This is a genomic window from Listeria sp. MAN/IMW/UF555 (genome assembly GCF_058684075.1).
In genome coordinates this window covers 447926-460621 of the sequence record NZ_JBZWZS010000001.1, presented here as the reverse complement: position 1 = coordinate 460621, position 12696 = coordinate 447926, and the positions used below count along the sequence as shown (strand labels likewise).

Here is a 12696-nt window from a genome sequence, read left to right as displayed (position 1 = left end):
ACTACTAAGTTAGTATTAATACGCTTTCTTACAAAAATTTTCTCACGGTTAGAAGATTTTTTATTTTACGCTTGAATTTCCAAAAACAGGGGTATTGTACAAGTGTTCTAAAAAAAGCTAATTGAAGGAGGATTTTTACATGAAAAAAATGCTACCTGAGAGTAAAGTAGAATCAATAAGAAAAGAAGGATTTTTAAATCGAGCTGTGGAGGCATACCGATTTTTCTATCCAACCGTTTCGAATGTATCAAATTTTAAAGCATTACACGATTTAGGAATTACCGAGAATCACGATTTTATTATTCAACTTACGACTCCTGACTTAAATGTACTGACACAAAATTCAGATACCCCGTATTGTCTTGGAACAGGGAACACAGAGAATGGTCCTGTTGTCATCGAATTACCGCCGGGTGCAATTGTTGGTGTGGCGGATGATATTAATTTTAAATTTATTACGAATATGGGATTAACAGGGGATGAAGAAGGTAAAGGTGCCAAGTATTTATATCTTCCTCCTAATTATGACGGGGATATTCCAGAAGGATACATAGTTCGCAAACCATCTAGTTTTAGGTTTTTAATTTGTTTACGGGCGATGGTCCACCAAGCAAGTGATTATGAAAAAGCATTTGAGTTACTAAAAACAGTAAAATTTTATCCGCTAAAAGAAGCAAAAAATAATCCAACCAGTACTTTCCATGATTTTTCTCATCGTAAAGCCATTTCAACACCTTATTATGTGGAAGGAAAATTCGATTATTGGGAAGTAATCAAATGGGCGCTGGATAATGATGAAACAGATCCAGAATATTACCAAATGTATGGCTTACTAAAAGCAATTGGTTTGGCTCCAAATAAAGAATTTAATCCTGATTCAGACACAAAAGCATTGTTAATTGAAGCTGGCGAAAAAGCAGATAAGATGATGTTTGTGAATTCCTTTAATACAGATGATCCTGCAGCCATTGTTTGGCCAGGGAAAAACTGGGAATGGGCTGTATACGGTGAGAATAATGACTTCTATGAAAAAACGTATTTAAACCTTCCTGTAAGAGAGCGCTGGTTCTATCAAGCGACACTCGAAACACACATGATGTTTATGCATAAAGTCGGATTTGGTTCCGTTTATATGCTAGGGGTGAAAGATAAAGTAGGAAATTATCTGGATGGAGGTAAAAACTATACATTAAAAGTACCAACACCAGTGCCAACGAGTATTTTCTGGTCTGTAACTGTTTATGATATGGATACTCGTTCAGAAATTGTTACTGAGCAGTTTATGCCAGCGCTTAATTCAATTAAAGATACCTTTGAAGTAGATGCTGACGGCAATACAACGCTTTACTTTGGACCAAATCCACCAGAAGATGAGTCGCTACCTTGGATTCAAACTGTTCCTGATGCCAATTGGTTCACGTACTTCCGTATTTACGGACCAACTGAACCAGCATTTGACAATAGCTGGCAACTATATGATTTTGAAGAAGTTAAATAAATAAAAAGAGGCGTAACTTTTAATAGTTGCGCCTCTTTTTATTAATCATTAAGTCCTAATCCATCTAAAATCGTTGCTTCATATTTCTCAATGCGCGAAACACGCGTTTTTGATTGCTTTGGAGCCGCAAAATAAAGCAAGTACGCTTTTTGGCGACCAGGAGTTAACGCTTCAAAAGCTGTTTTTAAAGCAGGTAATTCCTCAAATTTCACAAGTAACTCTTCTGGAATAGGCGTTTCCGCTCTTGGTTTAAGCGCTACTTCTAAACCAGCTTTTTCAACTTCGATTGCATTTTGAATATATTTTTTTAAAATCTCTTTTTGAACAAGAATTTCTTGTAAATTAGTGAAGCGAATTTGTCTAGCAGCTTGCACATTTTCTGTTTGTTGCACTAAAATATTGTCCGGATCACGGAGTAGTGCGCCTTTCATAAAGAGTAGTGCACAGTAGTTTTTAAAACCATGAATTAAGAAAACGTTGCTGCCATTAATAGCATAACAAGGTTTTCCCCATTTAAATTCTTCTTCTAGTTCAAATGTGATAGCTATTTCTCTTAATGCTTTGAATTCAGCTTGCCAGGTAGAAGGTTTATTAAGAAACGAATCTACTTTAGGATTTAACTCTGTCTTTGCCATAAAGAATACCTCTTTTCTACTCTTAAATAAGTGTTGTTTTACCTCGTGTAAATATGCTTTTTTAGGACAAAATGACTTAAAGAAAGAACCTGAAACTTATCCCAGGTTCTTTTGCTTTTAGGATAGATTAAGCTGCCAACCAATACCAAACTTATCAGTAACTTGACCATATTTTTCTGACCAAAATGTTTTTCCGAGTGGCATAATAATATTGCCGCCTTCCGCAAGTTGATGGAATTGTTTTGTCAGTTTTATTTCGTCCGTTGTATCGATAACGAGTGTGATATTGTCGCCAAATGTAAGTGGCATAGACTTCGGCACATCGGAAAACATGACTTTTACTCCATCGAGTACTAAACTAGCATTCATAACTAAATCTTTTAGCGAATCTTCTATAGGTTCTTCAGCGGACTCGATTTCCCCATATGTCATCAAATCTGTACACTTTGTTCCAAAAATTTCTTCATAAAACGCGATAGCATCTCTGGATTGTGTTCTAAAATTCAAGTAAACATTTAACGTCATTTGAATTCCTCCTCGATTTTTATTCGCTATAGTTCTATTCATTTTGGTGTATTTATTATAGCAGATACGATGAAAAAGAGGAAAAATTAAGCTAATTATTACTTGACTTAGAGCTACTCCAAGGTGATAGACTTGAAATAAGATATAGATACGGGGGAATTTACATGAAAAAAACAATGTATTTAATGCGCCACGGTCAAACTTTATTTAACCAACGCAAAAAAATTCAAGGATTTTGCGATGCACCACTTACAGAGCTAGGTATTAAACAGGCAAAAATAGCGGGAAGTTACTTTAAAGAAAACAATATTACATTCGACAAAGCATATAGTTCTACTTCAGAGCGTGCATGCGACACTTTAGAGCTTGTTACGACAAAAGAATACACTCGTCTAAAAGGATTAAAAGAATGGAATTTCGGTACTTTTGAAGGGGAGAGCGAAGACTTAAACCCGCCGCTGCCATATGGTGACTTTTTTGCGACCTTTGGAGGCGAGCGTGAAGCTGATTTTAGAGATCGTTTAGTGGAAACAATGGAAAGCATTATGAGCCAAGATGATCACGATACCGTTCTCGCTGTATCACACGGAGCCGCTTGCGCTCAGTTTGCCCGTTACTGGGAAAAAACGAGCAAAATTGGCAAAGTAACAGGATTAAAAAACTGCTGTATTTTAAAATTTGAATATGAAAACGGTCAATTTACATTAGTCAATTTTATTAATCATGATTTTGATAAAGGGACACATATAAAAAGCGCCAAATGAAAAAAGCACTCGTAAATGAGTGCTTTTTTTCTTATTGAAACAAATTCTTTATTTTATCCAAAAAACCACCTGTTAATTCATTCGCTGTATCTTGCAAGTTTTCTGTAAGGCCGCTCGCTTTATCCTGTAAGTTTTCTGTTAAATTGGTTGCTTCATTTTGCAGATTCTCAGTGACATTATTTGCTTGTTCGCCAAGCTCAGATGCTTTGGTTGTTGCCTCTTCTGTCAGTGTTCCTAGATTTTCCAGGGGCAGGGACTCGGTAACTTTATTCTTCAAATCATCTAAATTCATTGTTTCCTCCTTATTTTGGAAGCTTAGAGTCCATTTTAAAGGAAGTAGGAGCGAAGTACAAACAATTCGTTCCGTCATTTGTGAAAAAATATGGTATGATGATATGAGGAAATGAGGACTGACATGAATAATTTAAAATTAAGTGAAGAAATTAAAAGAGCCATTAATGAACTAGGATATAAAGAAGCTACCCCTGTTCAAAAAGCAGTAATTCCAGTTGCCTTAACAGGTGAAGACATTGTTGCTAAATCACAAACTGGTAGCGGGAAAACAGCAGCATTTGCGATTCCAATTGCAGAACAGGTTGTTTGGGAAGAAAACAAACCACAAGCGCTAATTATCGTACCAACGAGAGAACTTGCAATGCAGGTTAAGACAGAATGTACGAATATTGGACGATTTAAACGAATTAAAGCAGCAGCAATATATGGACAATCACCTTTTGCTAAACAAAAATTAGAATTAAGTCAAAAAAATCATATTGTTGTTGGAACTCCGGGTCGATTATTGGACCATATCGAAAAAGGATCACTTAATGTCGACAAAGTAGCCCATTTAGTTTTAGATGAAGTAGACGAAATGTTAAGCATGGGCTTTATTGACCAAGTAGAAGATATTCTTAGCCGTTTACCAAAACAGCGTCAAAACTTATTTTTCTCAGCAACATTACCTGAAGAAATGCAAGATTTAATTAAACGCTATCAAGATAATCCAATGGTAATTGAAATGGCTTCCGAAAAAACAAATCCAATTTTTCATGTGGAAATGCAAACGGATAATAAAGAAAAAACGTTAAAAGATGTTTTAATTACTGAAAATCCTGACAGTGCAATTATTTTTTGTAATACGAAAAATCAAGTCGATGAACTCACCGATTTACTCGATGTAAAAGCGAGTAAAATTCATGGCGGTTTAAGACAAGAAGATCGTTTCCGCGCTATGGATGATTTCAAAAGCGGAAAATCACGTTTCTTAATTGCGACAGATGTAGCCGGTCGAGGAATTGATGTTGATAATGTCTCGCTTGTAATTAATTACGATTTACCGATTGAAAAAGAGAACTACGTGCACCGAATCGGACGTACTGGCCGTGCTGGAAAAAGTGGAAAAGCTATCAGTTTTGTTAAGACGAATGAAAATCCGCTTCTTCGTGATATAGAAGAAATGCTAAATATTACGATTGAGAAAAAGCGGAAACCAACTATCATCGAAGTAAAAGCAAATGAAGAAGCTTTCCGTAAAAAACAACAAAAACGCCCAACCATAAAGAAAGCTCGCGGTGAAAAACTAAATAAAAATATTATGAAACTTTATTTTAACGGTGGTAAAAAGAAAAAAATCCGTGCGGTAGATTTTGTTGGAACCATTTCTAAATTAGAAGGGATTACAGCGGAAGATATTGGTATTATTACGATTGAAGATCATGTGTCCTTTGTCGAAATTTTAAACGGAAAAGGCCCAGCTGTTCTTGAAATGATGCGCTCACGAAAAGTGAAAGGCAGACGTCTCAAAGTCAACGAAGCAAGAAAACGATAATTTAAAGCAAAGAAGGTCACGCAATGGAAAGGCCAGATAATCGACTTATTATAATGGTGTTAGAAGTTGTCAAAAATCCTGTATACAATATAAAATCATTAACCATCAATTTTCTGCAAAGTGATATTGTTGGCAATTCTACGAGAAATGAGTTGTTATACTGCACTTACTGGCTTGAATTTCATGGCTTTATCATACGTGACGAAAATAATAATAATAAAAAATATTATAGTATGACGCAGCAAGGTAATCATTTACTTCAAAAAATTAAAAATGAACTTTCTTAGTTTGTTCATACTTTTTTCATATTTATTCGGTATATTAAGAGTAACCTTTTTTTCAATGAAATATCTCACCTGACAGCATCCGTTTCCCAACCTAAACACGGATGCTGTTATTTTTTATGCTGTTAAATATGCTATACTAATAAAAACGAAAAAAGAAGGTTAAACTATGTATAAATACACGCTCTGCTTTATCCAAAGAGCTGATGAAATTTTATTATTAAACAGACAAAAATCCCCTTGGATGGGAAGTTGGAACGGTGTGGGTGGGAAAATCGAGCCCGGAGAATTACTCATTGAATCTATCAAACGTGAAATCAAAGAAGAGACTGGAATTAATGCAGCCGACTACGAAATACGTGATATTGGTGAAATGAAATGGTTTGTAGAAGGGGAGAACCTTGGCGGCATGCATTTGTTTGTTGCTAAACTGAAAGATGACTTTATATACCAAACCCCGCTGGCAACCGTAGAAGGAATTCTCGACTTTAAAAAAATATCATGGATACTTAATCAAGAGAATACTGGTGTAGTGAACAATCTACCTTATCTAATCAAACATGTTCCGGATGATTTGAAGAGAATAGAAGTTACAACAAAATACCATGAAAATACATTATTACATATTAGCCATCAAGTCTTATAAAAAAAGCATTGCGCTGATTCGCAATGCTTCCATTTATCAAGATGTAGTAAAATAATTAGCTTCCCATCTACTAATTAAATTTTGAGCATCATCGGTAGATAATTTTTTATGCCCGATAATTTGTTCTTTTGCAATTTCTAGACTTTCAAAATGATCAATCAATCGCTGCGATGGGTTATTAATATAGACGTCACTAAGCAAAATAGAATGATTTTTTTCACTTTCAATCGCTCGGACTCCTACGATATAACCTGCTGCGGTAATGAGTAATAATTTATTCATAATTCTTCGCTCCCTTTTAGTTGTTCATGTGCGCCACTGGACACTTTTTTTCTGGATAAAAACATGTAAATAAATACGCAAACAAATGCGATAGCACCAGCGATAATGTAAATACCTTGGAATGAAAGAACATGATGAATTTCACCCATAATATAAGGTCCGATACCAAGGCCTAAATCAAGCCCAATAAAGTAAGTAGATAAACCAATGCCAATACGGTGGGGTTCACAAACTTTCAAACAAACAGCTTGTCCATTCGACATAAAAGTTCCATAACCTAAACCAATTAATCCACCTGAAATAAGTAAAACAATACTTGATGTTGCAGTACTAAGCACAACTAGACCAACTGCTAAAAAGAGATAACTAGGATACATGACATATTTTTCACCTTTTGCATCAAATAGTTTCCCTGACATAGGTCTGGTAAAAGTAATAACTAACGCATAGACAACAAAGAAAAAAGTACCAGCGCTAACTAAATTAATTTCTCGCGCATACGAAGCAAGGAAGGTAAGTACGCTTGAATAAGAAATCCCCATCAAAAAGGCAATAAAAGTAATCGGAATAACTTTCGTTTCAATAAAACTTTTGACAGTCCAAGTTTGTAATGCTGTCCGATGTTCTTTTGTTAAAACAATATTTTTTACTGGTAGATAGAAACAAAGCAGTGCAGTTAATAAGACAATAACCGTGGAAAAAATAATAATCGTATAAAAGCTTGTTTTGCTTAACAATATCATTCCAATAAACGGTCCAATGGCAGCAGCAAGACTCGTACTAAGACCATAATAATTAATGCCTTCTCCGTTTCTAGAATTAGGAATATAAGCAGTGACAATGGCGTTTGTTGCAGTAGAAGTTGTTCCGTATGCAAACCCATTTAAAAAGCGAATAATAAACATAATTGCAATCGTCGGCATGTATAAGTAAGCCATCGTCGTTACTAAGAAAAATAAAATACCAAACCTTAAAACTTGCTTGCGACCAAATAACTCAAGCTTTTTCCCCATATAAAGTCTCGCAAGGAGCGTACCAATAATATAAATACCAGAAGCAAAACCCGCTTCGCCGAGTGATGCACCCAGCTCTTCTTGGGCAATGACAGCGATAATCACCATCAGCAAATAATAGACAAGATAAACGACAAAGTTAATCAATGTTATTAAAACAAAACCCTTATTAAATAATTTTTCTTTCATAAATTAAAATCCCTTCCTACGTGTGATTTATCTCAGCGACAAAGAGTATTATAGGCGAAATTTTAAGAGTAGACTTTTTAATTTGGTAATTATTTCTGATATATACAAATTTGTATAACATATGTTGAAAAAATAGGGAATAGTATTTTGTATGATTAATATGCTTTAACTGGAATGACAAAAAGGAGGTTAAGAACATGAAACAAAATATTCTTAATAATTATGTAAGCACAAATGATTTTCCAGTTATTACAAGGGGAAAACGTAAATATTTAACTTACGAAGGGCTTGAAGATTCTTATGTGTACATACTTAAAAAAGGGATTATTAAAACGAGTATTATCTCAAGGGATGGCAGGGAATTTAATTTAAACTACATTAATAAAATGGATATTATCTCACTTTTAAAAGATGAGTATTCTCAATTTGCCAATGCGCCGTTCAATATTCGTGTGGAGTCAGACACAGCAGAACTATATCAAGTAGACCGAGTACGTTTTTGGAAAGATGTAAACCGTGACGTTGATCTGCAAATTTATGTCAAAGATTATTATCGCACAAGACTTTTACAATCCATCAAAAAAATGCAGCAAATGCTGATGAACGGAAAACTTGGCGCAATTTGCACACAGTTATACGAACTTTATACACTTTTCGGCGTGGAAATCGAAAAAGATCAATTTTTAATCGATTTTTTAGTGAGTAATGAAGAAATTGGTCACTTTTGCGGAATAAATTCAGCGAGCAGTGTCAATCGGATTTTTCAACAATTAAAAAAAGAGGGCGTCATCACCATGAAAAACCGCTATATTATCATAAAAAAATTAGATGTTATTCAAGAAAACGTAATTTTTTAAATGATAACAGTAGAAAAGCACTGCAATCATAATTTGCAGTGCTTTTCTATCCTCTTTTTTTAAATGTATATCGAACTCTAAGTGTAATAAGCCCAATGATGATTAGCAAAGAGCCAACCAGCATATTTTCTAAGTCGCTAAAGTCCCAAAAAATAGAAATTCCGATATTAGATAGTCCCAAAAAAACAAAAACCAAGCCAACAACAAGTAAAACCATATATGCCGGTTTAGATATTTTCATAAGGACGCCTCACTTACATTAAAAATAATTTCCACATCATTGTAACATAAGTTTCATAAAACAACATCATTCGCTTGTAATTTGTTTTGTGAATCCTTCTCCAACAACACTTTGCACGTCATTAATAATAAAGAATGCTTTTTCGTCATATTTATTCACGATTTTTGTTAGTGGGAGAAGTTGATCACGACTAATCACGATATAAAGGATTTTTTTATCTTGACGCATATAGAATCCTTGACCGTTAAACAGCGTAATTCCTCGTTCCAAATTCGCATCGATTTCGGTAGCAATTTCTTCATAGTAGTCAGATATAATCGTAACAGATTTTTTAGGATTATAACCTTCCAGGATGAAATCAAGCACTTTTGTAGAAATATAAAGTGAAACAACCGTAAATAGCATATTTTCAAAACCAATAACAAAAACAGAAGGGATAACGACAATTAAATCAAAGAATAATAGCGCATAACTAGTATTCCAACCTAAATATTTATTTGCTATTTTTGCTAAAATAGCACTTCCAGCAGTAGTTCCGCCACCGTTCATAATAAGCCCCATACCAATTCCCATCATTAATCCAGCAAAAATCGCTGCCACGATAGATTGGCTTGCAACAAAAGCAAGCGGTTCAGAAAAATGTAAGAATAGCGAAGTGAAACTAATCGCGACAATCGTCCAAACAATCGTCATGCGATCCAAAAACTTATAACCAATAACAAGTAAAATACCATTAAAAATAAACGTCGTAATCGCTGGAGTCCAACCAAGCAAGTAGTAAAGCATCATCGTTAACCCCGTCACGCCGCCTTCCCCAAGATTATTAGGGATTGCAAAAACATTGACCGCAAGCGAGAATATAAGCGCTCCAACAATAATTTTTGCGATGTTCCAACCAGTTTTATTTTTCATATCCATTTCTCCTTTCCACACAAAAAAAGACCCAAGAACACCGCGAAATCGGCACTCTGGAGTCTTTTTATAAAAAAAGCATTAACTGACATCTCTGTCATTAATTGTCTCACCATAAAAAATTGCTATTCATTTCAACACAATTTACAATATACCATAAAAAATAAGCTGCTTCAAGCACTATTAAGTAAAAAAATTAACCGAAGATCGCTAAGAATGGCATTAAATTAAGTAAAAATAAACCAACAAGAACACTAATAACAATTTTGATGACAAGCGGTTTTTCACTTTCTGTTTTTTTCACCTTGATTCCCTCCCTATTAGATGCTTACTTTGCCCAGTGTACAAATTCATTTTTTAGTGGCATATAAGTGGCAGTTTTTTTCTTATAAATCTGATAAGCAAATAAAAATCCAAGAAATGCTGGAACGATAATTGCGATAATAGTTAAAATAACTTTAGTCATAGAAAATACCTCCTCTTAAATCAAAACACAAGAACAAATCTTACTACTATTAGTGTAACAAATTTCACGTGATTTTGGTAATAAAGCGGACTAGCAAATTTCGGTTACATTTACCTACAAATATGCTACAATAGCGGTGGGTGAGTTAATTTGAATAAAAAAAATAAGTTTTTTGACATTTATTTAGAATTAGAGCAAGATATTACATCCGGCGTTTATCCAGCAGGCACACTACTTCCGAGTGAAAATGTCCTGGCCAAGCGTTTTTCAGTATCCCGTGAAACAATCAGAAAAGCACTTGTTTTACTACTTGAAAACGGCTGTATTCAAAAGCTCCAAGGTAAAGGATCGATTGTAATTGATAGGGAACGATATTCATTTCCAGTTTCGGGATTAACTAGTTTTAAAGAATTACAAAAATCCGAACATATGAATGCGACCACCAAATAATTCGAAACGAGCGAGCAACCTTGCCAAATCGTATTGCTGATTTCGCTGGTCTTCCGCGTGGATCATCTTGTTTAGCTATCTTGAGAGTTCGTTATTTAGAAGGAGAAGCAACCATTCTAGACTACGATTATTTATTAGACAATACAAATCCGATTGAAACCGAGATTTTAGAAGACTCTCTTTATCAGTACTTAGAAAATGAAAAAGGCTATGAAATCAGTTACGCTCAAAAAGAAATTACGGTTGAGCCGCTGAACGCAGAAGATAAGAAATACTTAGCGCTCCACGGTGATACTCATGTGGTTGTCGTAAAAAGCACCGTATTTCTAAAAGACACAACTCTTTTTCAATATACAGAGTCACGTCACCGATTGGATAAATTTCGTTTTATTGATTTTGCTAGAAGACGTTAAAAGGCCCGAGAAATATTCCCGGGCTTTTTTTATTGAATTAAAGTTAATGTTTCATAAGGCGATAACTCTATCTCAGCACTAATTTCTTTACGGTCATAATTTGATAGTAATATCTTTCCGTCCGAAAATTCTTTTGGAAGCTGTATTTTTTTCTTTGTAGCTCCAAAGTAATGAATTGCTAGTAGCGATGCGGTTTCATTTGAACGCTTATAGGCGATAATCAAATCTTCCTCGGTCAAATATGGCGTATAATCACCAGTTTGAATGACCGGATATTCTTTACGTAAAGCTATCAATTTTTGGTAAAAGTAGAAAATACTTGTTTTATCGGATAGCGCTTTTTGAACATTAATTTCATTGGCGTTATCTGCTACTTTTAACCAAGGAGTGCCAGTCGTAAACCCAGCATTGTTCGAACTATCCCACTGCATTGGTGTCCGGCTATTGTCACGCGAACGTTCTTTAATAATCGTCATTACTTCTTGTTCGCTCAGCCCGTTTTTGTGTAAGATGTCAAAATGATTGAGTGTTTCAATATCGACATAATCATCAATTGTAGGGAATTTTGGGTTCATCATGCCAATTTCTTCTCCCATATATACAAAGGGAGTTCCACGCATAAAATGAATTGTCGCACCAAGCAGGGTGGCAGAGTGATAATAATGTTCCGGACGATCAGAAGCAAAACGCCCGAGCGCTCTAGGTTGATCATGATTATTCCAAAAAAGCGCATCCCAGCCATTCTCTTCAGACATTGCGACTTGCCACGTATGGAAAATCGATTTCAAATTAGCAAAATTCACATCCGCTAAACGCCATTTTTCCCCATCAGGATAATCCACTTTTAAATGATGGAAATGAAATACCATCGATAATTCTTTTTCTTTCGGGTCGCTATAACGGATACAATTATCAATATCAGTAGAAGACATCTCCCCAACAGTTACAATCGGCTTATCACCAAAAGTTCGCTCATTTAACTCTTTTAAATAGGCGTGAATGCCTGGCCCATCCGTGTAAAAACGACGACCATCACCTTCAAAATCATCTTCTAAAAACTTAGGTTTCGCAATAACGTTTAACACATCTAAACGAAATCCTTCCACACCTTTATCAATCCAAAAGTTCACCACATCAAAAAGCGCTTCACGTACATTTTTGTTAGCCCAGTCAAGATCAGCTTGAGTAACGTCATATAAATGCAAATAATACTCAGATGAATTAGGTAACTTTTCCCAAGCACTTCCGCCAAATTTAGACTCCCAGTTTGTTGGCGGAGATCCATCTGCTTTTGCCGGACGGAAATAATAAAAATCACGATAAAAAGGGTCACCAGCGAGAGCTTTTTTAAACCAAGGGTGTTCGGTTGAAGTATGATTTAAGACTAAATCAATCATAATTCCGATATTTCTTTTCTTGGCTTCAGAAATAAGCGTAGTAACATCATTCATAGTTCCAAATAACGGATCTACAGCCGTATAATCAGAAATATCATACCCGTTATCATTTTGCGGAGAAGGATAAAAAGGATTAATCCAAATCATCTCAATTCCGAGTTCCTGTAAGTAATCAAGCTTAGCGGTGATACCAGGAATATCCCCAGTACCATCGCCAGTCGTATCAAAAAAAGATTTTGGATACACTTGATAAATAGTTTTTTGAGCAAACTTTGTCATAAAGAGAAGCCTCACTT

At 35.1% G+C, this 12696-nt stretch carries 15 protein-coding genes and 1 pseudogene; 7 read left to right on the top strand and 9 right to left on the bottom strand.

The genetic code is table 11. The features are described from left to right. Positions 1 to 139: 139 nt before the first annotated feature. Positions 140 to 1498, top strand: a complete 1359-nt coding sequence (locus AC4PG8_RS02235) for a DUF1254 domain-containing protein (protein ID WP_492169980.1) — start codon at positions 140 to 142, stop codon at positions 1496 to 1498. Between the two features lie 41 nt (positions 1499 to 1539). On the opposite strand, the gene AC4PG8_RS02230 is transcribed toward AC4PG8_RS02235, so the two are convergent. Both AC4PG8_RS02230 and AC4PG8_RS02225 read right to left on the bottom strand, forming a co-directional pair. Next, the gene (locus AC4PG8_RS02230; protein ID WP_492169979.1) at positions 1540 to 2133 is read right to left on the bottom strand and encodes a YdeI/OmpD-associated family protein; all 594 of its coding nucleotides are present in this window, start codon (positions 2131 to 2133) and stop codon (positions 1540 to 1542) included. Between the two features lie 117 nt (positions 2134 to 2250). Beyond that, positions 2251 to 2658, bottom strand: a complete 408-nt coding sequence (locus tag AC4PG8_RS02225; protein WP_010990829.1) for a VOC family protein — start codon at positions 2656 to 2658, stop codon at positions 2251 to 2253. A 164-nt stretch (positions 2659 to 2822) separates the two neighbouring features. On the opposite strand from AC4PG8_RS02225, the gene AC4PG8_RS02220 reads away from it, so the two are divergent. Beyond that, a complete protein-coding gene (locus tag AC4PG8_RS02220; RefSeq protein WP_492169978.1) occupies positions 2823 to 3422 on the top strand; it encodes a histidine phosphatase family protein in 600 nt (199 codons plus the stop codon). 31 nt (positions 3423 to 3453) lie between these two features. On the opposite strand, the gene AC4PG8_RS02215 is transcribed toward AC4PG8_RS02220, so the two are convergent. Beyond that, positions 3454 to 3714 carry a hypothetical protein gene (locus AC4PG8_RS02215; protein WP_185539989.1) on the bottom strand — a complete coding sequence of 87 codons (261 nt, stop codon included), beginning with the start codon at positions 3712 to 3714 and terminating at the stop codon, positions 3454 to 3456. 123 nt (positions 3715 to 3837) lie between these two features. Between AC4PG8_RS02215 and dbpA the strand changes: the two genes are divergently transcribed. The 3 genes from dbpA to AC4PG8_RS02200 all read left to right on the top strand — a co-directional run bounded on the left by dbpA (position 3838) and on the right by AC4PG8_RS02200 (position 6180). Continuing rightward, entirely contained in the window at positions 3838 to 5250 is a 1413-nt protein-coding gene (gene dbpA, locus AC4PG8_RS02210) for an ATP-dependent RNA helicase DbpA (RefSeq protein WP_010990836.1), read from the top strand. A gap of 23 nt (positions 5251 to 5273) precedes the next feature. Then, a complete protein-coding gene (locus tag AC4PG8_RS02205) occupies positions 5274 to 5537 on the top strand; it encodes a DUF3116 family protein (RefSeq protein WP_033533095.1) in 264 nt (87 codons plus the stop codon). 166 nt (positions 5538 to 5703) lie between these two features. Further along, positions 5704 to 6180, top strand: a complete 477-nt coding sequence (locus AC4PG8_RS02200; RefSeq protein WP_185570838.1) for an NUDIX hydrolase — start codon at positions 5704 to 5706, stop codon at positions 6178 to 6180. A gap of 36 nt (positions 6181 to 6216) precedes the next feature. On the opposite strand, the gene AC4PG8_RS02195 is transcribed toward AC4PG8_RS02200, so the two are convergent. Further along, positions 6217 to 6462 carry a hypothetical protein gene (locus AC4PG8_RS02195; RefSeq protein ID WP_003761904.1) on the bottom strand — a complete coding sequence of 82 codons (246 nt, stop codon included), beginning with the start codon at positions 6460 to 6462 and terminating at the stop codon, positions 6217 to 6219. Then, positions 6459 to 7664 carry an MFS transporter gene (locus AC4PG8_RS02190; protein ID WP_003771551.1) on the bottom strand — a complete coding sequence of 402 codons (1206 nt, stop codon included), beginning with the start codon at positions 7662 to 7664 and terminating at the stop codon, positions 6459 to 6461. The genes AC4PG8_RS02195 and AC4PG8_RS02190 overlap by 4 nt, the downstream gene beginning before the upstream one ends. A 197-nt stretch (positions 7665 to 7861) precedes the next feature. Here AC4PG8_RS02190 and AC4PG8_RS02185 point away from each other — a divergent pair, with 197 nt between their 5' ends. Beyond that, a complete protein-coding gene (locus AC4PG8_RS02185; RefSeq protein WP_003761907.1) occupies positions 7862 to 8521 on the top strand; it encodes a Crp/Fnr family transcriptional regulator in 660 nt (219 codons plus the stop codon). Positions 8522 to 8567: 46 nt separating this feature from the next. Here the strand turns inward: AC4PG8_RS02185 and AC4PG8_RS02180 are convergent, their stop codons facing one another. From AC4PG8_RS02180 to AC4PG8_RS02170, 3 genes are all read right to left on the bottom strand, one after another. After that, positions 8568 to 8762, bottom strand: coding sequence for a hypothetical protein (locus AC4PG8_RS02180; protein ID WP_003761910.1), 195 nt, complete (start codon positions 8760 to 8762; stop codon positions 8568 to 8570). Positions 8763 to 8828: 66 nt separating this feature from the next. Beyond that, positions 8829 to 9674, bottom strand: coding sequence for a YitT family protein (locus AC4PG8_RS02175; RefSeq protein WP_003766635.1), 846 nt, complete (start codon positions 9672 to 9674; stop codon positions 8829 to 8831). 328 nt (positions 9675 to 10002) lie between these two features. Then, on the bottom strand, positions 10003 to 10140 hold the full coding sequence (locus tag AC4PG8_RS02170; protein ID WP_003761913.1) for a hypothetical protein: 138 nt from the start codon (positions 10138 to 10140) through the stop codon (positions 10003 to 10005). Positions 10141 to 10290: 150 nt separating this feature from the next. Between AC4PG8_RS02170 and treR the strand changes: the two are divergent. Next, positions 10291 to 11003: pseudogene (gene treR, locus AC4PG8_RS02165) on the top strand (trehalose operon repressor). Positions 11004 to 11032: 29 nt separating this feature from the next. On the opposite strand, the gene treC reads toward treR, so the two are convergent. Next, on the bottom strand, positions 11033 to 12679 hold the full coding sequence (gene treC, locus AC4PG8_RS02160) for an alpha,alpha-phosphotrehalase (RefSeq protein ID WP_185482129.1): 1647 nt from the start codon (positions 12677 to 12679) through the stop codon (positions 11033 to 11035). Between the last annotated feature and the right edge of the window lie 17 nt (positions 12680 to 12696).

Excerpts from the sequence above, each read along its gene's own strand:
- AC4PG8_RS02180 (WP_003761910.1), bottom strand. The coding sequence starts at position 8,762 with ATGAAAATATCTAAACCGGCATATATGGTTTTACTTGTTGTTGGCTTG.
- AC4PG8_RS02235 (WP_492169980.1), top strand. The coding sequence starts at position 140 with ATGAAAAAAATGCTACCTGAGAGTAAAGTAGAATCAATAAGAAAAGAA.
- AC4PG8_RS02170 (WP_003761913.1), bottom strand. The coding sequence starts at position 10,140 with ATGACTAAAGTTATTTTAACTATTATCGCAATTATCGTTCCAGCATTT.
- AC4PG8_RS02225 (WP_010990829.1), bottom strand. The coding sequence starts at position 2,658 with ATGACGTTAAATGTTTACTTGAATTTTAGAACACAATCCAGAGATGCT.
- AC4PG8_RS02200 (WP_185570838.1), top strand. The coding sequence starts at position 5,704 with ATGTATAAATACACGCTCTGCTTTATCCAAAGAGCTGATGAAATTTTA.
- treC (WP_185482129.1), bottom strand. The coding sequence starts at position 12,679 with ATGACAAAGTTTGCTCAAAAAACTATTTATCAAGTGTATCCAAAATCT.
- AC4PG8_RS02190 (WP_003771551.1), bottom strand. The coding sequence starts at position 7,664 with ATGAAAGAAAAATTATTTAATAAGGGTTTTGTTTTAATAACATTGATT.
- AC4PG8_RS02175 (WP_003766635.1), bottom strand. The coding sequence starts at position 9,674 with ATGAAAAATAAAACTGGTTGGAACATCGCAAAAATTATTGTTGGAGCG.
- dbpA (WP_010990836.1), top strand. The coding sequence starts at position 3,838 with ATGAATAATTTAAAATTAAGTGAAGAAATTAAAAGAGCCATTAATGAA.
- AC4PG8_RS02195 (WP_003761904.1), bottom strand. The coding sequence starts at position 6,462 with ATGAATAAATTATTACTCATTACCGCAGCAGGTTATATCGTAGGAGTC.
- AC4PG8_RS02220 (WP_492169978.1), top strand. The coding sequence starts at position 2,823 with ATGAAAAAAACAATGTATTTAATGCGCCACGGTCAAACTTTATTTAAC.
- AC4PG8_RS02185 (WP_003761907.1), top strand. The coding sequence starts at position 7,862 with ATGAAACAAAATATTCTTAATAATTATGTAAGCACAAATGATTTTCCA.
- AC4PG8_RS02205 (WP_033533095.1), top strand. The coding sequence starts at position 5,274 with ATGGAAAGGCCAGATAATCGACTTATTATAATGGTGTTAGAAGTTGTC.
- AC4PG8_RS02230 (WP_492169979.1), bottom strand. The coding sequence starts at position 2,133 with ATGGCAAAGACAGAGTTAAATCCTAAAGTAGATTCGTTTCTTAATAAA.
- AC4PG8_RS02215 (WP_185539989.1), bottom strand. The coding sequence starts at position 3,714 with ATGAATTTAGATGATTTGAAGAATAAAGTTACCGAGTCCCTGCCCCTG.